The organism is Enterococcus sp. DIV1090 (assembly GCF_050537975.1).
Classification (GTDB): Bacteria; Bacillota; Bacilli; order Lactobacillales; family Enterococcaceae; genus Enterococcus; species Enterococcus faecalis.
In genome coordinates this window covers 969,198-993,985 of sequence record NZ_CP172917.1, presented here as the reverse complement: position 1 = coordinate 993,985, position 24,788 = coordinate 969,198, and the positions used below count along the sequence as shown (strand labels likewise).

23 protein-coding genes and 1 other RNA gene are annotated in these 24,788 nt (G+C 38.7%); 3 read left to right on the top strand and 21 right to left on the bottom strand.

Annotated elements, in window-relative coordinates; genetic code table 11:
- Positions 1-132: 132 nt before the first annotated feature.
- The 5 genes from IGL48_RS04825 to IGL48_RS04805 all read right to left on the bottom strand — a co-directional run bounded on the left by IGL48_RS04825 (position 133) and on the right by IGL48_RS04805 (position 5,285).
- Positions 133-402 (bottom strand): type B 50S ribosomal protein L31, encoded by a 270-nt coding sequence (locus tag IGL48_RS04825; protein WP_002357967.1) that lies wholly within the window; start codon positions 400-402, stop codon positions 133-135.
- Between the two features lie 99 nt (positions 403-501).
- Entirely contained in the window at positions 502-1,794 is a 1,293-nt protein-coding gene (rho, locus tag IGL48_RS04820) for a transcription termination factor Rho (RefSeq protein WP_002357968.1), read from the bottom strand.
- Complete coding sequence (locus IGL48_RS04815; protein ID WP_002357969.1) at positions 1,791-3,083, bottom strand: UDP-N-acetylglucosamine 1-carboxyvinyltransferase; 1,293 nt, start codon at positions 3,081-3,083, stop codon at positions 1,791-1,793. The genes rho and IGL48_RS04815 overlap by 4 nt, the downstream gene beginning before the upstream one ends.
- Before the next feature lie 173 nt (positions 3,084-3,256).
- Positions 3,257-4,126 (bottom strand): class II fructose-bisphosphate aldolase, encoded by an 870-nt coding sequence (locus tag IGL48_RS04810; RefSeq protein WP_002357972.1) that lies wholly within the window; start codon positions 4,124-4,126, stop codon positions 3,257-3,259.
- Positions 4,127-4,328: 202 nt separating this feature from the next.
- Positions 4,329-5,285 carry a YitT family protein gene (locus tag IGL48_RS04805; RefSeq protein WP_002381974.1) on the bottom strand — a complete coding sequence of 319 codons (957 nt, stop codon included), beginning with the start codon at positions 5,283-5,285 and terminating at the stop codon, positions 4,329-4,331.
- 234 nt (positions 5,286-5,519) lie between these two features.
- On the opposite strand from IGL48_RS04805, the gene IGL48_RS04800 reads away from it, so the two are divergent.
- The gene (locus IGL48_RS04800) at positions 5,520-6,014 is read left to right on the top strand and encodes a YajQ family cyclic di-GMP-binding protein (RefSeq protein WP_002357974.1); all 495 of its coding nucleotides are present in this window, start codon (positions 5,520-5,522) and stop codon (positions 6,012-6,014) included.
- A gap of 16 nt (positions 6,015-6,030) precedes the next feature.
- Here IGL48_RS04800 and IGL48_RS04795 read toward each other — a convergent pair whose 3' ends face one another.
- The 16 genes from IGL48_RS04795 to IGL48_RS04720 form a co-directional block, all read right to left on the bottom strand.
- Positions 6,031-6,714, bottom strand: a complete 684-nt coding sequence (locus IGL48_RS04795) for an HD domain-containing protein (RefSeq protein WP_010712307.1) — start codon at positions 6,712-6,714, stop codon at positions 6,031-6,033.
- Positions 6,715-6,735: 21 nt separating this feature from the next.
- Positions 6,736-7,701, bottom strand: coding sequence for an asparaginase (locus IGL48_RS04790; RefSeq protein WP_002357976.1), 966 nt, complete (start codon positions 7,699-7,701; stop codon positions 6,736-6,738).
- On the bottom strand, positions 7,698-10,160 hold the full coding sequence (locus IGL48_RS04785) for a helicase C-terminal domain-containing protein (protein ID WP_025189353.1): 2,463 nt from the start codon (positions 10,158-10,160) through the stop codon (positions 7,698-7,700). The genes IGL48_RS04790 and IGL48_RS04785 overlap by 4 nt, the downstream gene beginning before the upstream one ends.
- Before the next feature lie 36 nt (positions 10,161-10,196).
- The gene (locus tag IGL48_RS04780) at positions 10,197-10,715 is read right to left on the bottom strand and encodes a GrdB-related putative oxidoreductase (RefSeq protein WP_010712305.1); all 519 of its coding nucleotides are present in this window, start codon (positions 10,713-10,715) and stop codon (positions 10,197-10,199) included.
- Positions 10,716-10,732: 17 nt separating this feature from the next.
- Entirely contained in the window at positions 10,733-12,088 is a 1,356-nt protein-coding gene (gene celB, locus IGL48_RS04775) for a PTS cellobiose transporter subunit IIC (protein WP_002384702.1), read from the bottom strand.
- Between the two features lie 18 nt (positions 12,089-12,106).
- On the bottom strand, positions 12,107-12,436 hold the full coding sequence (locus IGL48_RS04770) for a PTS sugar transporter subunit IIB (protein ID WP_002357981.1): 330 nt from the start codon (positions 12,434-12,436) through the stop codon (positions 12,107-12,109).
- Between the two features lie 19 nt (positions 12,437-12,455).
- The gene (locus IGL48_RS04765; RefSeq protein ID WP_002377824.1) at positions 12,456-13,409 is read right to left on the bottom strand and encodes a N(4)-(beta-N-acetylglucosaminyl)-L-asparaginase; all 954 of its coding nucleotides are present in this window, start codon (positions 13,407-13,409) and stop codon (positions 12,456-12,458) included.
- A 169-nt stretch (positions 13,410-13,578) separates the two neighbouring features.
- Positions 13,579-14,877, bottom strand: a complete 1,299-nt coding sequence (locus IGL48_RS04760; protein ID WP_010824540.1) for a Sapep family Mn(2+)-dependent dipeptidase — start codon at positions 14,875-14,877, stop codon at positions 13,579-13,581.
- On the bottom strand, positions 14,874-15,638 hold the full coding sequence (locus IGL48_RS04755) for a GntR family transcriptional regulator, LSA1692 subfamily (RefSeq protein WP_002357984.1): 765 nt from the start codon (positions 15,636-15,638) through the stop codon (positions 14,874-14,876). The genes IGL48_RS04760 and IGL48_RS04755 overlap by 4 nt, the downstream gene beginning before the upstream one ends.
- Positions 15,639-15,811: 173 nt before the next feature.
- Entirely contained in the window at positions 15,812-16,459 is a 648-nt protein-coding gene (gene nth, locus IGL48_RS04750; RefSeq protein ID WP_002357985.1) for an endonuclease III, read from the bottom strand.
- Positions 16,460-16,473: 14 nt separating this feature from the next.
- A complete protein-coding gene (locus IGL48_RS04745) occupies positions 16,474-17,190 on the bottom strand; it encodes a DnaD domain protein (protein WP_002357986.1) in 717 nt (238 codons plus the stop codon).
- Positions 17,191-17,222: 32 nt separating this feature from the next.
- Positions 17,223-18,719 (bottom strand): carboxypeptidase M32, encoded by a 1,497-nt coding sequence (locus IGL48_RS04740; protein ID WP_002360566.1) that lies wholly within the window; start codon positions 18,717-18,719, stop codon positions 17,223-17,225.
- Between the two features lie 18 nt (positions 18,720-18,737).
- Positions 18,738-19,901 carry a THUMP domain-containing class I SAM-dependent RNA methyltransferase gene (locus IGL48_RS04735; RefSeq protein WP_002357989.1) on the bottom strand — a complete coding sequence of 388 codons (1,164 nt, stop codon included), beginning with the start codon at positions 19,899-19,901 and terminating at the stop codon, positions 18,738-18,740.
- 237 nt (positions 19,902-20,138) lie between these two features.
- An RNA gene (gene rnpB / locus IGL48_RS04730) (RNase P RNA component class B) lies at positions 20,139-20,507 on the bottom strand.
- A gap of 107 nt (positions 20,508-20,614) precedes the next feature.
- Positions 20,615-21,025, bottom strand: a complete 411-nt coding sequence (gene gpsB / locus IGL48_RS04725; RefSeq protein WP_002363721.1) for a cell division regulator GpsB — start codon at positions 21,023-21,025, stop codon at positions 20,615-20,617.
- Between the two features lie 93 nt (positions 21,026-21,118).
- Entirely contained in the window at positions 21,119-21,661 is a 543-nt protein-coding gene (locus IGL48_RS04720) for a DUF1273 domain-containing protein (RefSeq protein WP_002360568.1), read from the bottom strand.
- 62 nt (positions 21,662-21,723) lie between these two features.
- Here IGL48_RS04720 and recU point away from each other — a divergent pair, with 62 nt between their 5' ends.
- Together recU and IGL48_RS04710 are read left to right on the top strand one after the other, a co-directional pair.
- A complete protein-coding gene (gene recU / locus IGL48_RS04715) occupies positions 21,724-22,341 on the top strand; it encodes a Holliday junction resolvase RecU (protein WP_002388848.1) in 618 nt (205 codons plus the stop codon).
- Positions 22,342-22,382: 41 nt separating this feature from the next.
- Positions 22,383-24,719 (top strand): PBP1A family penicillin-binding protein, encoded by a 2,337-nt coding sequence (locus IGL48_RS04710; RefSeq protein WP_048949591.1) that lies wholly within the window; start codon positions 22,383-22,385, stop codon positions 24,717-24,719.
- Positions 24,720-24,788 lie beyond the last annotated feature (69 nt).

The window sequence follows — 24,788 nt, the reverse complement described above, 5'->3', positions numbered from 1 at the left end:
AAAGAAGAAAAGATTGGTAAGTTGCTTTATTTCTTTTCTCTGAATTAAAACTACATATTTAACGCAAAAATAGAGGTTTCCCACCACAGTGGAAAACCTCTATAAACCTTGTCATAACAATGTTTTGAAAGACTATGCGTCTGGATTTGCGTTTTCGTCTTTGAGACCGTATTTTTTGTTGAAACGGTCCACACGTCCGTCGGCTTGTGTGAATTTTTGACGACCAGTGTAGAATGGGTGTGAGTCTGAAGTAACCTCAACACGTAATAATGGATAAGTGTTGCCATCTTCCCATTCAACAGTTTCTGAAGATCCTTTAGTTGAACCTGAAAGGAATTTGAAACCTGTTGTTGAATCCATGAATACTACTGGTTGGTAATTTGGATGGATATCTTGTTTCATACGTTTTTTCGCTCCTTTGCCCTGATCCATTTGCTGTATCAGAGTTATTTTGTCGGTATACAACAATGCTATCTTACCATGTTTTCAGTTGGTATGCAATTATCTTTTTGGATTTCTTTTAATTTGTTTGCCAAACGAAACATCATGGAAAACTTCAAATAATTGTTGATTATTTTGGGTCCGTTTCAACATTTTTATGAATTGATCCGTATATTCCAGCGAGTCTCCTGACATATTATTTCTCAATTTCCACGTTTCTTCTAGTTGTTCTGGTGTCATTAGCAACTCTTCTTTTCGCGTACTTGATTTTTTAATATCAATTGCTGGGAAAATACGGCGCTCTGCTAATTCACGAGATAAATGGAGCTCCATATTGCCTGTACCTTTGAATTCTTCATAGATGACATCATCCATTCGGCTACCTGTATCCACCAATGCCGTGGCTAAAATAGTCAGACTGCCCCCTTCTTCGATATTTCTGGCAGCACCAAAAAATCGTTTAGGTTTGAAAAACGCAGCTGGATCTATTCCGCCACTTAAGGTTCGACCACTAGGTGGGACTACTAAATTATAGGCCCTTGCTAAACGAGTGATGCTGTCCATTAAAATAACTACGTCCCGTTTGTCTTCAACTAAGCGCATTGCTCGATCCAGAACCAATTCAGCAACTCGCGTATGATTTTGTGGTTGTTGATCAAAAGTTGAAGAAACCACATCTCCTTTAACGCTTCGCTCTAAATCAGTCACTTCTTCAGGACGCTCGTCAATTAACAACAGAATCAATTCCACATCAGGATGATTTTCTGTAATCCCATTAGCAATTTCCTTTAAAACACTTGTTTTCCCGGCTTTTGGCGGCGCTACAATTAAACCACGTTGCCCAAAACCAATTGGTGCAAATACATCAATCATTCGTGTTGATAATCTGCCAGCCGTTGTTTCTAACGTTAATTGTTTTTCAGGATACAATGGTGTTAGCGCTGGAAAATGTGGCCGCTCTTTCGCTTCTTCAGGATCTTTCCCATTGACACTTTCAACATGCATGAGTCCATAATAACGTTCTGATTCCTTTGGCGGACGCGCCTTGCCAGCTACTTTGTCCCCATTTCTCAATCCGAAACGACGAATTTGAGAAGAAGAAATATAAATGTCTTCTGCACTTGGTCCATAATTAATTGGTCGCAAAAAGCCATAACCATCCTGAGAAACAATATCTAAAATTCCTTCCATGAAGAAAAACCCTTGCTTCTCAGCTTGTGCACGAATCACAGCTAAAGACAATTCTTTTTTGTTCATTTGGCTATAATAAGGAATTTTAAACTCTTTCGCGTACGCATAAATATCTTTTAACGTACTGTTTTCCAATTCAGCCATTGTTAAATAGTCGCTCATTGATCCACCTCAAACGGACCTTCTTGTTCTTCGGTTTCTAGCATTTGAATATCAGCACCCAAAGCAGTTAACTTTTCGATAATATGGTCGTACCCACGTAAAATATATTCTACATTATAAATCGTGGTCGTACCTTCAGCCATCAAGCCGGCAGTGACTAGGCAAGCGCCTGCCCGTAAATCAGAGGCGACTACTTCTGCACCGTGCAATTGATTTGGACCATTTAAAATAATCATATTGCCTTCAACCGAAGCATCAGCCCCCATCCGCACTAACTCAGGGATATGCTTATTTCGTTGAGCATAAATCGTATCAATAATTTCACCAGTTCCTTGCGCTTTTAAAAGTAATGGCGTTAACGGTTGTTGCAAGTCTGTGGCAAAACCAGGATACGGATAGGTTTTCACCGTCGTCATTTTCAGATCATGTGACGGATGAACTTCAATCATGTCTTCTTCAATTGTCATCTTAACGCCCATTTCTTGCAATTTCGCAATGAAGCTTTCTAAATGCTCATAAATAACATTTCGAACTTTGATTCCTTCACCCATAGCTGCTGCCATAGCTAAATAAGTCCCAGCTTCAATTCGATCTGGAATAATCGAGTGACGACAACCATGTAATTCTTCGACACCTTCAATCCGAATAACGTCCGTTCCAGCTCCTCGAACTTTTGCACCCATGTTATTTAATAATGTAGCAATATCAATAATTTCTGGCTCACGCGCAGCATTTTCAATAATCGTTTTGCCTTTGGCTTTAACTGCGGCTAACATGACATTGATTGTAGCGCCAATAGATACCATATCCATAAAAATTCGGGTTCCTTGTAAGCCAGCTTCGTCTGTTCTCAAGTACATCGCCCCATGTTCGTTGGTTACATGAGCGCCTAATGCTTCAAATCCTTTGATATGTAAATCAATTGGACGAGGTCCTAAGTAACAACCGCCAGGTAAGCCGACAACGCCTTCCCCAAATCGACCAAGAAGTGAGCCCATAAAATAATAGGACGCACGTAAGCTATTGATTTTTCCTTTTGGCATTGGCACAGAAACAACTTCTGTTGGATCAATAATTAATGTATTATTTTCAAAAGTAATTTTAGCACCCATAATTTCTAAAATTTCAATTAATGAGTGAACATCCTGAATGTCAGGAACGCCATCTAAAGTCACGGGCGAATCTGCTAAAATAGCAGCTGGAATTAAAGCGACTACACTATTTTTGGCGCCGCTAATGGTTACTTCGCCCTTTAATGGACGATTCCCATTGATTACGATTTTTTTCATTTATATTCTCACCTATCTGTAATATACGTTTTCTAAATAAACTACCCAATCATTCTATCATAATCAAGCTTAAGAAAAAAGAAAACTTCTCAGGTATTTTAATAGAATGAAAAAATAACAAAAAATAAAAAAGACAGCCACGTGCTGTGGCTGTCTTTAACGTAACTAGTTGATTAAGCTTTGTTAGCTGAACCGAACCAATCAATGTGTTCTTCTGCATCTTTGATGATTGCAGCTTTACCTGGTGCTAATAATTTACGAGGGTCAAATCCTTTACCTTCTAAATCTTTACCAGCTTCAATATATTCGCGCGTTGCTTTAGCGAATGATAATTGGAATTCTGTATTTACGTTAACTTTTGAGATACCCATTGAAATTGCTTTTTCAATTTGTTCTTGAGGAATACCAGAACCTCCGTGTAATACTAGAGGTACATCAGAACCGACAGCTTCAGCAATTGCTTGTAAGTGATCAAATGCTAAACCTTTCCAGTTTTCTGGATATTGACCATGGATGTTACCGATACCACATGCTAAGTAGTCAATACCTGTAGCAACCATTTGTTTACATTCTTCGATATCAGCTAATTCGCCAGTACCGATGATTCCGTCTTCTTCACCACCGATTGAACCAACTTCACATTCGACAGAAATACCTTTAGCGTGAGCTTTTTCAACTACATCTTTCGCTAATTTTAAGTTTTCTTCGAATGGTAAGTGAGAACCATCAAACATGATTGAAGTATAGCCAACTTCGATACATTCTAAAGCAGCTTCGTAGTCACCGTGGTCTAAGTGAATTGCTACTGGAACTGTGATATTCATTGAGTCTACTAAATTAGTAATCATGTCTTTAGCTACTTTGTAGCCGCCCATGTATTTAGCAGCGCCCATTGATGTTTGGATTAGAACTGGTGCTTTTTTAGCTTCTGCTGCTTCTAAAATCGCTTGTGTCCATTCTAAGTTATTTGTGTTATAGCCACCTACTGCATAGCCGCCTTTACGTGCTGCTTTTAAGAATTCTGCTCCTGATACTACTGGCATAAAAAATTCCTCCTAAGTTTTTAAAAACTTTATTTGTTAGGTGTTCCCTAACCAACGGTTCTATTTTAGCAGAATTCCTGACACTTTTCTAGTAAAATTCCCTTTTTCAGAAAATTTTTGTCTATTCTTTCACATAACCTTCATTTTTATAAAAAAACCTCCAGTTTTCCCGTTATCACTTTGGGATCTGAAGGCCGACTTGCTATTTTAATTTTTTCTTTGGTGGATAACGTTTCACCTTGTAGGATTGAAGCTCAGGAAATGTTCCTGTACTATGAAAAATCCGTTGTTCATCTTCATTGGCAAAACGCCCTAAAACCGATTGTGTTGGTAAAATATTTACAAAGGCATTCTCATCGATACTGTAAACTGCTTGTTCTAAATCATAGAGTTCGTAGCGAGTAATGACCATCATAATCATCCGACCTTCTGCACCTGAATAGCCGCCGATTGAAGGCAACAAGGTCATGCCACGAGCGATTTGTTGAGAAACTTCTAAGGCAACGGCTTCTGGTCTCGTGGTGACAATCATTGCTGTGACTTTTTGGTGACTGGTATGAATCATGTCGACCACCTGACTCAAACAGTAAATAGAAATAATAGTATACAACGCACTTTCCCAGTTAAATACAAAACCAGCCAACAGCACAATAATACCATTTAATAAGAACATAAAATTACCAACGGTTTTCCCTGTTGTTTTTGAAAGAATCAGTGAAATAATGTCCATGCCGCCAGTGTTAAAGCCCATTTTCAATGAAAGCCCTGCGCCAACGCCGACTAAGACACCACCCATAATTGCGTTCATCAAAGGATTCGTTGTGACTGTTACGATTGGCACAAACATAGTGACAACGGAAATACCAATAACATTGATGAAACTAAGAATCGTTGATTGTTTCCCTAATTTTACAAACCCTAGAATGAAGACGGGAATGTTTAAAAATAAAATGAAGATCCCTGTATTAATATGGATTCCTAAATTTGTATATAATAATGTAGCAATGATTTGCGCAATTCCGTTCATCCCTGCCGAAAAAACTTTTGCCGGAATCAAAAAGAAATTCAAACCGACCGCAGAAGTCAAAGCGGTTATCGCCATCACTGCTATTTTTTTTATCGATTCATTTCTTTGGTAAGTACTAACCAATCGACTCATTTTTCTTCGCTCCTTCGCTATTCTTCTGACTTAGAATAACAGGTTCTATCCTAAAAGAAAAGGGGCTAAAAGCGAACATTGAAAAAAATTTTTTTGCAACGTTTCCATGAAAGAATGCGGGAAGATATCCCTAAAAATTGATCTTCTTATTTCTCTATTCAAAATGATTCTAGCCTAACCTTTTTTACTATTTCATGATATGATGAAGCAAAGAATATTTTAGGAGGTTTTTACATGGCTGCAAAAGAAGCAAGTTTTGATGTAGTTTCAGAGGTCAATATGGAGGAAGTCAAAAACGCGATTCAAATTGCCTTGAAAGAATTGAAAAATCGTTTTGACTTTAAAGGGTCAATTGCTGATATTAAATTGGAAAACGATAAATTAGTAGTCGTAGCTGAAGATGATTATAAAGTCGAGCAAGTGAAGGATATTTTATTTGGAAAATTAGTCAAACGCAATGTTCCGATTAAAAATATTCATTTCTCAGAAAGTGAAAAAGCCTTAGGCGGTACCGCTCGCCAATATGGTGATTTAATCAGTGGTATTGATAAAGAAAATGCAAAAAAAATCAACACAGCTATCAAAAACTCTGGGATTAAAGTTAAGTCACAAATCCAAGAAGACAAAATTCGGGTAACTGGAAAAAGTCGGGATGATTTACAAAAAGTCATGGCTCTTTTACGAGAATTAGATTTACCAATGGCTCTTGAGTTTAATAATTATCGCTAAAAAAATCCTTCAACTGTTAATGAACAGTTGAAGGATTTTTTTGTTTTGGTACCGGCCATTCTTGTTTATTCAATAAAACGATTGGTCGGCGTTGGATTTTTTCTGAAAAAGCGTCAATTGCTTTGAAGACCTTTGGCATAAAATAAAACGCATTTAATTCTTCTAAATCCAGTTCTTCTTCTGCCGTAAACGAGACACAAACCTCTTGTTCTGAAAGCATAATTTCAATTTTCTTTAAAAATTGAAATTGCCGCATTCCTGGCACGAAATAACCAGCCTTTGCAACACGAGAGGTTGTAATATCTAATTTATCACTAATGATTAGCGCTAGTGTCATTAACTCTTCCGAATCAAAGCCATTACTATGATTTTCTATAGAAGATAAAATTTCTTCTTGATAAGGCAAACAAATCTTTTGCTTACGAAAATATGCTTCTGCAAATTGTTTCCCCCGAAGCGCATGTCCTGCTTTTCCTTGTAGCGCACCCACATCATGGAGCAATGCCGCAATTTTTGCCGCTTCTAAATACTCCTCTGAAACAGCAAGTTGTTTCAAAATCATTTCCGTCATGGCCACGACATTGGTTACATGAAACCAATTGTGGTATGCCCACCCAGCTTCTTCATCTTCCATTTGACCAATTGCATCATAAATTTGTCGAATTTCAGTATCTTGATGAATGCGTTCAAACAGCTTCATTTATTTTCTCCTTAAAATTAGTTACTGTTCCAAAAATTCTTTTAACTCTGCAGGATTTTTTTCGCTGTTTAAACCAACAATTAAACGAATCCGCGCTTTCGGTCCGTTTAAACCACGGGCAAAAACGACCCCCATTTTTTTCAAGCCAACGCCACCACCAGCATAATCATAGATATCTTCAGCAATGCCATTGGAACAACGAGAAACTAAAACGACTGGAATCCCGTTGTCTAGCATCTTTTGTAATGCTGGGAGCGTTTCTGGCGGTAAATTACCCGCGCCTAGCGCTTCAATTACTAACCCATCCGTTTCTGGGGTGTTTAATAATTCAAACATCCGTTCACCCATCCCCGCATAGGCCTTCACTACGTGAACATTTCCTTTCACAGAAGAAACATCGCAAACTTCTTGTGGTAAGACCTCTTTCGCAAAAAAAGCACGTTCTTTCGCAATGGTTCCAATTGGTCCAAAAGTTGGCGTCCGAAATGTTGCTACGTTCGTTGTATGTGTTTTTGTCACATAACGCGCCGTATGAATTTCATCATTCATCACGACTAAAACACCTTTATCGTACGATTCGTCTGAACAAGCAGTCCAAATAGCACTGATGAAATTATACAAGCCATCACTACCGATTTCGTTACTTGACCGCATTGCTCCTGTTAAAACAATGGGGATTTTTTTCTCTAAGGTTATATCTAAAAAATAAGCTGTTTCTTCTAATGTATCTGTTCCATGCGTAATAACCACGCCATCAATTGGTTCAGAATAAGCTTTTTGAATCCGTTCTTTTAATTGAAACATCCGTTCTAAGGTCATGTGTGGTGAGGGAATATTAAAAATATCTTCAACAACTAAATGAACCTTGCCAGAAAATAATGCTTCTTGTTCCATCAACGGATTTTTTTCATTCGGGGCAACACTTCCTCCTGCTACTTTCGACATGGAAATGGTCCCACCTGTATGAAGGACTAAAATGGTCTTCATTTGTTTCCTCCTTTATTTTCTTTATTTTTTAACCAAAATTGTTTCACTTGTTGAATGAGTTGTTCATTGGTGTTTGCCTTTCGATGCGCCAACCAATGCGGCGGAAAGAAACGCTGGACACTTGGTAATTCAAATCGTTCGTCTAATAACAACACAAAGCCTTTATCTTGCGCATCTCGAATGACACGTCCAGCCGCTTGCAAGACTTTATTCATGCCAGGAATTTGATACGCAAATTGAAACCCTTGCCCTCGCTCTTCTTGATAAAAAGTGCGAATCAGTTCTTGCTCCGGATTCATTTGTGGTAGCCCGACACTAACAATTATCGTACCAATCAATCGGGTACCTTTCAAGTCAATTCCTTCTGAAAATATACCACCTAAAACACAAAAACCGATGAAAGTTTCTTGAGGATTCTCTTTAAATTCAGCTAAAAATGCTTCTCGCTCTTTTTCGTTTAAGTCCGTTCCCTGAATTTGAGTTTTTACTTGCGGGTAGCGTTGGCTAAATACTTGATAGACATCATCCATATAGGCATAAGAAGGGAAGAAAATTAAATAATTACCTGTTTTTGTTTCACTTAACTTCCCTAAAAGTTCACTAATCTGTGGATAACTTTTTTCACGGTTTTTATAGGTTGTTTGAAGATAACTACCAATCATCAACAATTGATTTTCTTCTGGAAAAGGATACGGAATCCGATAACGTAGGCTTTCTTCACCTCCACCAAGCACTTCTTGATAATAATTCAGAGGTGTTAAACTTGCCGAAAATAAGATACTCGCTTTCCCTTTATCTAATCGTTGTGACAATAAATAAGCCGGATCGACACAAAATTGTTTCACAACGCAGTCATAGTTTCGCAAAGAAATAGACGTATAAAAGCCGTTGTCATAATACTCGCTGATTCGAAGATAACTTAAACAATCAAAATAAAAACTGAGAATCGACGCCAATTCCTCAATGTGTTGATTTTCTGGCAACCATTCTGCAATTACTTCTGTTAATCGGTGTATCTGTTTAACTAATGAATCAATTGGCGCGCGTTGTGCAAAAAAATCCGTGTCTTTTTCTTCGCAGATTGCTTCAATATCATCAAACGTAGTTAAGACTTTTTGACAAGCTCTTTTTAATTGAACAGATTCTTTTTGCAATCTTTTTTGAATTTGCAAAACCGCATTCCTAGAAATAGCGGCCGAATACATCTCCCGTGAACGATTAACCAAATTATGGGTTTCATCCACTAAAAAAATATTCTCTTCTGCACTTTGGGGTTCTTCAAAGAAGCGCCGCAAATAAACCGTTGGATCAAATAGATAATTGTAATCGCCAATAATTAAATCACACCAAAGACTTGCATCTAGCGACAACTCGAATGGACACAATTGGTGCTTTTGTGCATACCGTTCAATAACCTCTCTCGTTAAATGATTTTCATGTTGCAATAAATCCCACAGTCCCTCATTTAAACGATCATAATAGCCATCAGCAAACGGGCAATGTTCTGGTGTGCAATTTCGTTCAGTTAAAAAACAAATTTTATCTTTTGCTGTTAACGTAATACTCTTAGTTTGCGCTTGTTTTTCGGACAGCGCTTTGACAGCATCTTCAGCCACTTGCCGCGTGATGGTCTTAGCTGTTAAATAAAAAATCCGTTCACCTTCTTCTTCACCAATTGCTTTCATCGCTGGAAAAAGAGTGGACATTGTCTTGCCTGTTCCAGTTGGTGCTTCCACGAAGAGCCGCTGTTTACTAAGAATTGTTTTATAGACGGCTACCGCCAATTCTCGTTGCCCTTTGCGATACTCCCCGTAAGGAAAACTAAGATTTTTTAATGATTTATTTCTCAAAATACGCCACTCTTCTTTAAAAATTACCCACTGTTCATAGCGCTTCATCAAATCAGTAAAAAACTCCGCTAATGCAGCTTCTGTAAAATGGCGTTCTTGTCGTGTGATTTGTTTTGTAGTGGTCTGATAATAAGTGAGTTGCAGCATTATTTCAGAAAGTTGTTCTTGCTGGCAATACATGTGACCATAACACATCGCTTGATACCAAAACAATTCGACCTTTTCTGGCGGCAATTCTTCAAACGCTGGCTCGGATGTTTTAATTTCATCAATGACCACTTGCCCAGTTTCTTTCACAAAAATGCCGTCTGCACGACCTTCTACACAATAATTATGTCCATTTAAAGGCACCTCAATTTTTAAAGATACTTCCTTTTGATAAAGGCTCCCCGCTTCCTTTTGCAGCATTCGATGAAGGCGACTACCTTCTTGTGGTGTATGTTCACTCACATGGCGAGAATCGATACTTCCCCGCCTTAAAATAAATTCGACCACTTGACGCACCGCAATTTTTCTCGTTGATTTCACGTAATCCCACCTATCTGCCTCCCTATTATAGAACATACATTCGCTAAACAAAAGCAAAAAATCCAAAACGAACACAATCATGCGTTCATTCTGGATTTCTCTTTAGATTATCAACAATTAAAAACAACTTGTTTCTTCTAACTGTTTGGTTTCTTTTCCATTTGCTTTTGCCACGACCAATTGCGCCATTTGTTTAAACGAATTATTTAAACCAATGCCGCCCTTTTTGGGCATCTTCACAATCGGTACTTGCTGATAATAGTGACTAACTGCTGGATTTTCTTCTGCCATTGCTGCAATTGCAGGAATGCCCGCAGCATTAAACTTACAAGCTAGACTAGCGGCCATTTCTCCAAAATTAGGATAATACATGGCAGGTCCGCAAAGAACCGCATCGGCATGAAACTTTTTTGCAAAGCCAATAAATTTCTTTGCTACCTCTTCCTCGTTTTCCAAATAATATTGGTCTCCACAATAAAGTGTCGCAACAATTTCCGCTCCTTGCTTCTGTAAAAATGGTAGCAATGTTACCCCTGGGCCTAAGGGAGCTTTTTTACCACTTGGTTTCAGCTGAGCTTGTTCATCACTGCCAAATCCTGCTAAACTGTGGTTTAAGACTAAAAGGATTTTTTTCACGCCTATTTCCTCCTTATTTATAAATCATCGAAGTCAAAGGAATCAAAATCAATTTCTTCACTCTCTTCTTCTTGTGCTTTCCATTCTTCACGTAAATATTGGTCATCCATAACTCGAATAAAAGGATAGTAAATGAACATTCCTAGTACCAATAAGAGAGCTTGCAGAATTGATCCTTGCCAACCGCTGACTAAAAATCCTGAGATAATTGGTGGGGTCGTCCACGGCAATTGAATACCGTTCGTCAATGGAACTAAGCCCCAATCCATAGCAAAATAGGCAATAATAATATTAATTGCGGGTACTAAGACAAATGGAATTAAAAGGATTGGATTTAAAACAATTGGCAACCCAAAAATGATTGGTTCGTTAATCCCAAAAACACCAGGAATTAGTGAAAGTTGCGAAAGCTTTTTAATTCGTTGACTTTTACAGAATAAGACCATCACAATGATTAATGAGAGTGTGGAACCGGCGCCACCAAATGTTGCAAACATATCTTGAAATTGTCCAGTGATGATGTTGGGAATTTCATGACCGTCTTTAAATGCTTGTAAATTTTCAACAGACAATGCCCGCAAAACAGGATTAAAGACTGCGCCAACCACGCTACCTCCGTTAATGCCAAAGAACCAAAAGAAGTGTAAAAACAAATAAGCAATGCTCATTGCACCTAAGGTATTACCAAGACTCAATAAGGGCGTTTGTAGAAATTCAAAAATAACATCTTGTAAATTACCATAAGGAGTTAAAGCAGCCAGCCAATTGACTAAAAACATGAGAGTAACAACTAAAAAGCTCGGGATCAGGGCCTCAAAAGACTTAACCACTGTTGGTGGCACTCCTTCTGGCATTTTTATTGTCCACCCTTTACGAACAATGGCCACAAATAAACGAGTCGCAATTAATGCGACAATCATTCCTAAAAACAAACCACTGGAACCCATCCATTTTAAAGGTAAACTGGTAACTTCATAAACCTTTGAACTATTTTCCGGTGTAAATAATGTTTGATAAGGCGTTACAATAAAAAATGAAACCAATGCGATAATTCCTGCTTGCATTGCATCCACATTGAATTGTTTCCCTAAACTATAGGCAATACCGACAACGGCCAGAATGGTCATTACATCAAAACTAGCACTAGCTGGAACAGACATCATTGTCGCCCAGTCTTTACCAAGCAAATGAGACATCCAAGTATCCCATTGCGGCAAAGGAAAATTAGCAATTAATAAGAAGACCGAACCAACAATCAACAAGGGCGTTGATAAAAGGAAGCCATCACGAATCGCTACTAAATACTTATTTTCTCCTATCACTTTTGCCAAAGGGGTCAATACGCGCTCTAACCAATCCAAAAATTTTTGCACGGTCGTCACTCCTATCTATTATTTTTTATTTTGCTTAATTAACCGCAGTGCTTCTTTCAATGCTTTTTCGCCATCCATCATGCCATAAATTTCTGGCGCAATTGCAGCGACAGGAATCCCTTGCGGAGCAAATTGTTCTTTTGTTTTTTCTAATAAAAAACGGACTTGTGGTCCTAATAAAATAGCAACAGGCTTCTCTGCTTCAACCACTTCTTGTGCTCTTGCAATAGGAAAAGCAGTAATCATTAAAGGCATTTGATGTTTTTCAACCACTTCCATCATTTTATTCACCATAATACTTGTAGACATTCCTGCATCACAAAAAAGATAAATTTGTTTTTTACTCATGTTCCTTCACTCTCCTCATCTATTCAATTGGTGCTTTAATTCTTTTTTCATAGGCCGCTAACCATTCTTGTGAAATCGGCTGAATCTCTGTGGTATGATTCTTGCCTGGATTTGCAATATAGATTTCTGGTTGCTGCATATCAGTACCAACCGTAAAAGTAAATTCCACATTCGTAGCTACGCCCCAGTCTCCCTGTTTGTCCATGGCCACCAGTGAAAAAGCTCCTGCTTTCCCATAACGTTGGGTCAATTTTTCATGAAAAGCATAGACGGCTTGATCACATGCTTGTTGTGGCGAGCACCCTTCCCCCATTAAACGGACGATTTCATAAGAAAGACAGCCTTTCATTAAATCTTCACCTAATCCTGTAGCCGCAGCACCACCAATTTCGCTATCAACATAAAAACCAGAACCTGACAGTGGTGAATCACCAACACGTCCTGCTTTTTTCATGAAGAGTCCCGAACTGGAAGTGCCAGCTGCCATTGATCCTGTTTGGTCTAACGTAATAGCGCCGACAGTATCATGCCCATCATAGGGGTTCAACTGATTTTCCTGAATTTCTTTTAAACGCTTTTGCCACCATTGATTAGCGCGTTCTGTCAACATATTCTTTCTTTCAAAACCGTGCAACATTGAATATTTCGTTGCACCTGCGCCAACACGAAAACTATTAAACTTCTCTTTACTTAATGCTTTAGCCACTGAAATCGGATTTTTAACATCTGTAATTCCTGCCACAGCACCAATTGCAAATGTGTCTCCATCCATATAGGCAGCATCCATTTCTAAAATCCCTTCCTCATTAGGTAAACCGCCGTAGCCCACTGACTTATAAAAAGGATAGTCTTCTACTTCTTTAATTAATTGTTCCACGGCCGTGCCTGCAGCACCTCCTTGTTGTAATTCTTCTGTAGCTTTTAGTAACCCATCATGTGCCATCCGCCATGTCGCAATTGCACCCCAAGTCATTTTCCATCCGCCCTTTCGTTAACGCTTACATTTCTCCACCATTATAAACTAGTATATACTGTTTTGTATATACTGAAAATGAAATTTTATACAGAAAAATAGAAGATACACGTATGCGACCTCTACGAAACACATTGGCTTCTTCTCATACGTGTATCTTCTATTGGTTTTACGCTTCTGTTAATGCAATCATCGCTTGCATATAGATTTCCAGATTAAGCAGTAAATCTTTTTCATCCATATATTCATCTTGGTTATGCGCAATGCCTTTTTGACCAGGAAATGATGGACCAAAAGCAACGATATTCGGCATAAAGCGAGCATACGTAGCACCTGTAGTTGTGACTGGCGTCCCATCTAAGCCAGTAATTTGTTCATAAACCTTGGTTAATTTTTGAACATTGCGCTCATCTTTTGGAAACAGCGTACTAGGGAGGCGGCGGATGACGGTCACTTCACTTTCTGGAAATAGTGCCTTAGTTAGCTGCGTGGTTACTTCGTTTTCTGTAATAGAAACAGGATAACGCACGGCCAATGATAACACCAATTGCTGTCCTCGTTTTTCCAACGCATAGGGCGTTAAAATCAATTGCCCGCTATCCTGATCCTTAAAGTCCAGAGCTACTCCTTCGCCATAGTGCTTTTCGTGAAAACTAGCGGTTAACCAGTCGAAATACTGTAATAAATTTCCTTTGACTAACTGTTCCTCGCTAATTTTCTGTGCCAATAAAGTAATCGCGTTCTTGCCTAGTTCTGGCGCATTGGAAGGAGCACGTTTTCCCGTGATTGCTGTTGTTTTTCCTGCAATCACCACACTTAATTGATCAGGTACGTGGTCTTTTGCTTGATCACCCATAATCTGACCAATTTGTTCACTTGAATCATCTGGGATGGTCGTTGTGATTTCATAATTAACAATCCCTCGCTCCCCATAAACTACTGGATATTTACAATCTGGAGTAAATCCAAAAACGGGTGCGTTTTCCTTCTCTAAATATAAAGGGATATCTCCACTCCCACTTTCTTCATCCGTGCCAAACATTAAGCGAATGGTTTTCTTTGGTTGGTAACCAAGTTCTTTCAGTAATTTCATTCCATACAGGCAAGCCAAGATAGGACCTTTATTATCTAGAATTCCTCTACCATACAAACGTTGATTTTTTTTCGTTAATTGAAAGGGCGGCACTGACCAGCCAGAACCTTCTGGTACTACGTCTAAATGACCAATAATCCCCAGATATTCTTCCGCTGTTCCCCATTGCGCATAGCCAACTGCGTCATTGACAATCTCAGTTTGAAAGCCATAACGCTCTGCAAGTTTCAGCGTTTCTTCCAAGGCTCTTTTCGGTCCTTCGCCAAAAGGTGCCTCTTTTTTAGGCGACCCTTTCACACTTCGAATCGCCATAACTTTGTTTAAGTCTTCATAAAATAAATCTTTTTGAGCGGCTATTTCTTCTTTTATCTTCATTCGTTCCAAGAACCTCCTAGCTCCACTTGGTTGTTTTCAGACGGGCTATAGCGGGTCAGTGTGTTTTTAAACGTGTACCGATCTGCTCGATATAAAGAGACATCATATAAAATGGGGGTTGCATCAAGCGCATAGGTGATAGAGTGGACTTGTAAAAGTGGTTGGCCCACAGGAACATTCAATAATTCTGAAATTTCCGCTTCAACTAAGATTGCTTCAATTTCTTGATGCGAATAAGCAATCTCGACGTTCTTCTCGATTAAGCAGAAAAGAGAGCCCTCAAAGTCTTGCTTCGTATGGCCTTGTACGTATGCCTGTGGCAAATAAATTTTTTCAACTGTCATTGGCTCGCCGTCTAACATTCGGCGGCGAATCAGTTCATAAATCGCCTCATTTTTGCCCACTTGGAGCGCCTCCCGAATTTTCTCAGCGGGATGTACTACTTCTTCAAAGGAAATGACTTCTGTCTGGCTTTTTTTCCCGTAAGCTTTGGCTGCCTCAGTAAAACCTTGTAAGCCAGCGCGACCACTTTGAATTTTCGCTTGCGACATCACATAACTACCTTTACCATGTCGTTTTACCAAAATATTTTTGCGGATCAAATCATCAATCGCTTTACGGATGGTCAAGCGACTGCAGTTATATTCTTTAGCTAAATCATATTCTGAAGGTAATTTTTGTGCACTTACATACAGACCGTCTCGAATCTTCTTTTCAATTTCTGCAGAAATTTGCTTAAATTTGGGTGCATTTTCTGTCATTTCATCGCCTATCTTTCTTCAAAAAAATAAATTTTCTAGTATATACCACACTGTCTATACTAAATCAATTTTTAAGAAACCGCAATCATTTGTTGCGTTTCTTAAAAATCAAAAAAAGAAAGCGAGCCACAAGTCGGTTGGACTTGTGGCTCGCTTTTTTAGGAAAAAATGTGTTATTTCCCTTTCATCCGTTCTTTGCCTTCTTGACACATATAGAGTAGCGGACAGGCTTCACATTTAGGCGCTCTTGCTAGGCAGTGATAACGTCCAAAGAAAATCATGGTATGGTGCGTTTTCACCCAGAGTTCTTTCGGAACTTTACGCATTAAGGTCTGCTCAACTTCAGTAACATTCGCATTTAGCTTACAAATTCTAAGGCGCTTGGACACTCGTTCCACGTGTGTATCTACTGCAAAAGCCGGTTCGCCGAAAGCATCTCCCATTACTACATTGGCTGTTTTTCTCCCCACGCCAGGTAAACTGACCAGTTCATCTCTGGTTTGCGGAACTTCTCCATTGAAACGTTCTAAAAGTTGTTGTGCACATGCTTTAATATTTTTTGCTTTATTGCGATATAAGCCAATGGTTTTTATTTTAGCAATAATCTCCTCCACCGGCGCAGCTGCTAAAGCTTCTGGTGTTGGAAAAGCTGCGAATAAACCAGGAGTCGCTTTATTTACCGATACATCGGTTGCTTGCGCACTTAAAATCACAGCAATTAATAATTCAAAAGGATTCTTATGTTTTAATTCACATTCTGCATTTGGAAACATCTCATACATAATTTCAATAGCTTCCATCGTTTTCTCTTTTGATAGCATGGCCCACCTCCTTTTTATTCACTGTCTTCTGGATTTAACCAATTGTGTAATGTAACCTTTGGTAACGATTCTTGTGTCTGACCTTGTTGTTCAATCTCATTTTGAATCATAGAATCTTTTCGTTTTTTCTGATCAGCAGCCACTTGTTCTTTGGTGGTAATATTTTTACGCTCCCACGCAAGTAAAATACGATCAATATATTTCAAACTATACGCCTGATTTAAAACAGCTTCTCGCAACGCTAACCGGATTAACTCAGGGGAATAATGGTCCGTGTTCAACCACTGACCAATCATTTCTAATTCAATGGGTGAAAGTGGACGTCCGAATTCTTTTTCAAAGCCTTGGTAAAGCTGTTTAATTTCATCTTCGTGGTTTGCGACAACTTGTTTTTCTTTGCTCGTTTGTAAAAATAATTGAATCTTTTGAAAAACAGGCAGTAAATCATACGTATCCATCATTTGACCTTTTTGGTTTTGTTGTGTTTCAATTCGAATAAATCCGCGAGAAACCAATTGATTTAATAACTTATAAATCGTATCTGGCGTTTTGCCCATCGTCTCTGCAATCGCCATTAAGTCTGGAAATAAATCGCCTGCATTTTGCGAACGAAAAAGTTGCAGTAAAAAGAGAAATTCATCATCTTTCAAACCAATTTTTTGGTAATGATCAAATAGTAAGTTTGAGATTGTTGTTTCACCAGCTTCTAAATATTCACGAATTGATAACATTGTTGTTGTCCACTTCCCCTTGCTTGTTTCACTTATTGCACATGATAAACATCAAAATAAATAGCTTTCATATAATCAATTAAATAACTAGGATTCAATTCTTCTCCCGTTGCATCATAAATTAATTGATTTGGTTTACGTGAAGCGCCGTACTGATGAATATGTTGTGTTAACCATTTACGGATATCAGAATAATCCTCCGAAGCTAAAATTTCATCAACAGATAATTCTTGTTTCATTGCGTGAAATAGTTGTGCGGCGTACATATAACCCAAGGCATAAGATGGGAAATAACCAAAGCTACCGCCAGACCAATGAACATCTTGAAGGACGCCTTCTAAATCATTTTCAGGTGATACGCCTAAGTACTCTTGGTATTTTTCGTTCCACACTTTTGGCAAATCAGCGACTTCCAAAGAACCATTAAACAACATTTTCTCAATTTCATAACGAATAATGATATGCAAAGGATAGGTGAGACTATCGGAATCAATCCGTATCAAACTTGCTTTCGTTTCTTTTAAAGAAGCATAGAAATCTTCAAAAGCAATATCATCAAAAGTGCCTTCTGCGCATTCTTGGAAAAACGGGTATTGTTTTTGCCAAAAAGCCCGGTTGCTACCAATGATAATTTCATTAAAGAGCGATTGTGATTCGTGAATCCCCATAGAGGCACCTTCGCTTAGCGGCGTAAAGTCAAATTTAGGATCAAAATTTTGTTCGTACATCCCATGACCCGCTTCATGAATCACACCAAATGTTGCCATTGAGAAATTATTTTCTTCCCAGCGCGTAGTAATCCGCGCATCATTTCGATTTAGAGCTGTCATAAATGGATGAACTGTATCATCTAATCGGCCTTTTGAAAAATCATAGCCTAATTGTTCAACCACACCAATCACAAAACGGCGTTGTTGTTCTTTGGTCATTTTTCTAGATAAAAAGTCAGTTCTAGGCGGCGTACCTTTTTCTGCTAAAACGGTCCGAATCTCTTGAATCCCTTGTTTTACTTGGTCGAATACTTGGTCTAGTTTCTCAACCGTCATCCCTGGTTCAAATTGATTTAATAACACATCATACGGAGTTTTTTCTTCTTTTTGCCAATAAGGAATGAACTCTTTTTGGAACGCAACGACCTTCGTTAAGGTTTCTTCTAACAAGCCGAAATCTTGTGCAGCGCGTGCTTTTAGCCAATCTGTATGTGCTTGGTTTAATACTTTAACATATTCTTGCATACGTTCAGCTGGAACATTTTTATTCAAAGCATATTCTTCTTTTACTTTTTCAAAAACCAGTTTCCCTAATTCAGATAATTCTTCAGGGCGTGTCTCAAAATAGGCCAATGCTTCTTGAATAACTGGGCCAATACTTCGTTCAAAATATAATCCGGTTAAATACCCTTCTACTTCTCCTCGAAAAGGACTACTTTTTTCTGGCATCCCAGTTGATGAATCCCAGTCTAATAATGTCAAGGCATTTTTTAGTAATTGAATTTCTTTCACTTCTTGTAAAAATACAGCTTCCTTCATTTTTTTACACCAGCTTTCTTAGTCTTCCCGTGGTTTTCTTGGTGGACGTGTTCCCCAGTATTGGAATAAATCTGTTCGTAAGGCTCCGTTGTAAAGCTTCCGTTTTTTAGTAGCTTTGGCACCATAATATTCTTCAAAAGCAAGATCACTCGTCAGTATATACTTGCTCCAAGTAGTTAACGGACGGAAAACATGGCCCATTTCTTTATACAAACGACGAACACTTTCCTCTTCTCCTAAACGCTCACCATAAGGCGGGTTAGCTACCATTACACCATATTCCTTCTCGGTTGTAAAATCTTTTAATGCCAATTGTTTAAAAGTAATTGAATCACCTAAACCAACTTCCTCAGCATTCGCTCGTGCGACTTCAATCATTCGCCCATCAACATCTGAGCCACAGATATCTAATTCAACATCGTAGTCTGCCTTTGCCTCGGCTTCGTTACGTACTTTTTCAAAAATTGCTGGATCAACCCAATCCCATGTTTCACAAGTGAAACTACGATTAAAGCCAGGGGCAATGTTATGGCCAATTAATGCTGCTTCAATACAAATTGTTCCAGAACCACAAACTGGATCATAAAAAGGACGATCTTTGCGCCAATTGGTCAACATCACTAAAGCAGCTGCCATGTTTTCCTTAAGAGGTGCGCCCCCCTTTTCAATGCGATAGCCTCGTTTAAATAAACTTGGTCCAGTCGTGTCCAACGTCAACGTCACTTTATCTTTTAGAAGAGCCACTTCTAATTTAAACAAAGCTCCTGTTTCGGTTAAAGGCACCGTCGCTGGACGATGGTAAACTTCTCTTAAACGGTTAACAATGGCTTTTTTGGTGATGGCTTGGCAATCAGGAACACTATACAATTTTGACTTAATTGATTTACCTGCAACTGGAAATTCTGCATCTAAAGGCAAATAATCTTCCCAAGGAAGTGCTTTAACTTTTTCAAATAATTCATCAAAACTATAGGCGTTAAATTCGCCAACGACGATTTTAATCCGATCTGCTGTTCGTAGCCATAAATTGGCAGTAGCAATTGTTTCAACTGTTCCTTCAAAGACGGCCCGGCCATTTTCTACTTCACAGGGAATCCCTAAATCACGCAATTCTTTTCCAACTAATGCTTCTAAGCCACTAGCAGCCGTTGCAACAAGTTTGAATGTTTTTTCTTTCGTCATAAAAACTCCTTCTTGACTCTTTTTTATTGTCTGGAGCTAACAGTCCTGCCGACTACTGCTCCGCTTGTTTTTTGTAATTGTCAGCTTTCTCTGAACTAAACGGTCCTGTCCCAGCCTCTTTAGAACAGACAGCTTACTACTTTTATCTCAGTTTCTTTATTTTAACATTTTTTTATTCTTTTCGTAAAAAAAGCCTTCACAACTACGTTGGAAGGTCTTCCTGAATTACTTGTAATTTTCTATAAGCCATGTTCTGTATCACCAATTCTTCAGGAAAAATTGGTGACGGTCATCATCTATCTGCAGAGTAAACTCTGCCTCTTCTACTCGTTCATTTCCTTTAGAAGAGCGCCCCTACCATTGTTTGGGTTGCTCGCTCGAGGGGTTTACCGCGTTCCACCGATGGAGTTTCCCACATCGCTTCGTCACTGTGGCACTTTCAAGGATACTTTGACATAGTCGAAACCTTAGTCATTTTTCCTGCCGTTACTCTAAAAGAGTACCTTAGCTTATGATTTCGCTAAGCACGAACACTACAAGCATCTCAGCTTGTGCGAGCATGGACTTTCCTCAGCTTGCATAAGCAAACCGCGATCACCCGAAAATTACAAATCTGTTTAAACGAACAGCAAAAATTTACACACTACAACAAGTGTCCGCTATTCTAACAAATGCTTTTTGTTCCTCGTGAAAACTTGACTTAAATTGTCTTGCTAAAATTGACGTGTTTGTGCATTATCAACATCATGATTCGCTGGTTCTGCAGGCATTGACGGTGCAGAAGGCGTTACAGGTGTTGAAGGTGTTTCATCTAACTTTTTACCAAAAACTTCACGCTCTAAGTTTGATAAACGTTTTAAAATATCAAAGTTGGTCACTGCTGCACTTTTTGGTACTTCTTGAGCAACACGAGGCGTTGGTTGGGCTTTTGATAATTGGTCTAATTTTGCCATTAAGCGGCTGTTTTCTTCTTGCAAGCTTAATAATTCTTTATTATAAGCTTCGTAGTCTTTAATAACATTGTCTAAAAATTCGTCTACTTCAATTGGGTCATACCCGTTCATCATTTTCGTTTTAAATTCTTTTTGTAAAATGTCTTTAGGACTATATACTAAATTTGCCATGTTTACACCTCATTTGTTTATTTACGATAGAAAATTTCATAGTTCCACAAATACTATTGTAACGAAAAATAGCTAGAAAATCAAACAGATTCTCTAATCAATCACCGAGTTTTGTAAATCATCCATTGTAATTAAGCGAATATCATAGGGTTCTCGTTCCGAAAAATGTTGTGCATCCTTTAAAAAATACTCCGTTTTGCCAGGGTACTCTTTGTCATAAATAAGTAAGCTGCCCCCAGAATGTTCCAAAAGAAATTTTGTATGCATTTTTAATTGTGCTGGCGATTGATAGGGCTGGTGACTTACTGAGTTGATATAATCAGCCAAACTTTCCGCTTTCGTTAACAGTTCTCGATTTTGTTCATTCCAATTATTGCCAAAGTCTTTAAATGGATAAAGCAAACCTAGCTGGACTTCTGGATATTCCGTTTTTAATTCCCCAACTACTTCAGCTGTCCAAAGTTCAACACCTAAATTGCCAGAAATCAAAATCCATTCTACTCCCGCTTCAATATAACTGGCTAACTCTTTTTTTAAGACATTTTTAATAACTGTGATTTTCGGGTCTTTTCCTTGAAATATCCCCAATTCAAAGCTGCGATAACCGGTGACATAGAGGGTTTTTATCATTTCCATAAGTCATCCCTTTTCTTTCAGGTCTTTTTTTTGGTATAATACAGGCTAGGAGTGTGATAAACGTGACGTTCCATTATCCTAACGGAATACCTTATAATCATCATGAAGCACAATCACCAAAAAAACAAGTAAAAAAGAAACGCCCCGTTGAATTTGGTAATCGTGGGATGGATTTCGAAGAAGCGATCAATCAAAGCAATCAATATTATCTATTGAATAAGCAAGCAGTCGTTCATAAGAAACCCACTCCTGTTCAAATTGTTAAAGTAGATTATCCCAAACGAAGTGCGGCTGTTATTAAGGAGGCCTACTTTAGACAAGCTTCAACGACTGATTATAACGGTGTATATCAAGGCCGTTACATAGATTTTGAAGCGAAAGAAACGAAAAATACCACGTCCTTTCCCTTTAAAAATTTTCATCAACATCAAATTGATCATATGGAACAATGTATAGCACAACAAGGGATTTGTTTTGTGCTATTATGGTTTTCAAGCTTAAAACGCTGCTTCTTTTTTAGTGGTGAAAATCTAATAACGCATTGGAAAAACCAAGCAGTTACTGGAAAAAAATCTATGCCGCTTGCACTCATCGAGAAAGAAGGAATTGAATTATCTTTTGGAATCGCACCGCGAATCCCTTATCTCGACGCAGTGGAACAATATATTCAGACACACTAGATTCATAAAGTTTTGAAAGTATAACAAAGGAGTTGCTATTTATGCCAACCGCAAATTCAGGCTCGCGAGCTGCTAGACATGCATCCAACACCTCATCGAAGTCGAGTTACAAGAAAAAGACACAACCGCCGAAAAAGAAAAAACGGCTTGTTTTAAAAATCTTTCTTGGCTTACTTATCGCTGGGATGGTCGCTTTTTTAGCAGGCGTTGGTCTTTTTTGGTTCTATGCACGACAAGCCCCAAAATTAGAAGATGACAAACTGAATGCGACAGTTTCATCGAAGCTTTACGATATTAATAATGAAATTTTTGAGGATTTAGGCGCAGAAAAGCGTGAATTAATTCAACCAAATGATGTGCCTCAATTATTAAAAGATGCCATTGTTTCTGTCGAAGACCGTCGTTTCTATAAACACATTGGTGTGGATCCGATTCGGATTATCGGTTCTGCCCTTTCAAATGTCAAAAATGGTGGATTACAAGGGGGAAGTACCTTAACCCAACAATTAATTAAATTGTCCTACTTCTCTACAAAAGAATCTGACCAAACCTTGAAACGGAAAGCACAAGAAGCATGGATGGCTGTTCGTTTAGAACGTGAAAAATCAAAAGAAGAAATTTTAACTTACTACATTAACAAAGTCTACATGGCGAATGGTTTTTATGGAATGGAAACAGCGGCTGAAAATTATTATGGTAAACATTTATCTGAACTTGATTTACCACAAACGGCCCTACTGGCAGGAATGCCACAAGCGCCAAACTCATACGATCCCTATACAAAACCAGATACTGCTAAAGAACGCCGGGATGTTGTACTCTACACAATGTACGACAATAAAAAAATCTCGAAAGCAGAGTACGAAAAAGCTAAAGCTACCCCGATTAATGAAGGCTTAGTGCCATTAAAAGCCAGTGATGACAATCGAAAAGTCGTAGATAATTACGTCAAAGAAGTAATCAATGAAGTGAAAGCAAAAACTGGTAAAAATGTTTACACAGACGGACTAGATATCTACACAAACTTAGATATGAATGCCCAAAAACAACTTTACGATATTGTCAACAGTGATCAATACGTTGCGTTTCCAGATGATAAAATGCAAGTAGCTTCAACCGTTATTGATGTTGCCTCTGGACAAGTCCGAGCACAAATTGGGGGTCGTAACATTCCTGATGATGTGCAATTAGGAAACAATTTAGCTGTTAACACCCAACGTGATGTTGGTTCAACCGTGAAACCAATCATGGATTATGGTCCCGCAATTGAGAATTTAAATTATTCGACAGGTCGCCTCATGGTGGATAAACCAACGAAATATCCTGGTACCGACATTGATGTCTTCAACTCTGATTTAACATACCAAGGCGTCATTACTATGCGCCGTGCGATTATGGGTTCTCGTAACACCACCGCGGTCCAGACGTTTGATGAAGTTGGTAAAGAAAACATCATGCCTTTCATTAAAGGGCTAGGAATTGACTATAAAAACTTAGAAGCCTCGAATGCCATTTCAAGTAACACAAGCGATGTAGATGGCGATAAATATGGAATTTCCTCATTGAAATTAGCAGCAGCTTATGCGGCTTTCGCCAATAACGGGATTTACAACAAACCGTATTACGTAAACAAAGTCGTTTTCAATGATGGAACTAGCGTTGATTATCAACCTGATGGTAAACGTGCGATGAAAGACTCTACCGCCTATATGATGACGGATATGTTAAAAGATGTTTTAAACGGCGGAACAGGATTTAACGGCGCCATTCCAGGCTTAATCCAAGCGGCCAAAACAGGGACTTCTAACTATACTGATGAAGATTTAGCGCGAATGGGCACAACAGAAAAAGGAATTGCCCCGGATAGTACCTTTGTTGGTTATACAACACACTATGCCGTTTCTGTTTGGACTGGATACAATGATCGAAATACACCAATCTATCAAGAATACTATGGGATTGCCTCGGATGTTTACCGTGAAATAATGAGTTACTTGTCTCAAAATGTTTCAAACGATGACTGGGTGCAGCCAGACAGTGTTGTGCGGGTAGGTAATGAATTATACGTGAAAGATGCCTATGAGGTACCAAATGTACAAGTTTTACCAAGTACTACCTCTTCAGCACCACAGCCGGAATCTAGCAGTACGGTGGAATCCTCTTCCACAAAAGAAGCGGAAAGTTCATCAAGTTCTAGTTCAGAAAGTGCGCCTTCTTCCTCTGAAGCGCCACCATCAACCGAACAACCGGCAAGCTCTTCCTCAGCAGAGCAACCGGCAACATCGGAACAACCACCTGAACCATCAAGTTCTAGTTCACAAGAACCACCGCAACCACCTGAAAGTAGTTCTAAACCAGATGAAAATAAAGCAGCATAAAAAGTACGGGGCTCATGATGAGCCCCGTACTTTTTTAGATTAAAAATGGACGAAGTGAACTGAATCACT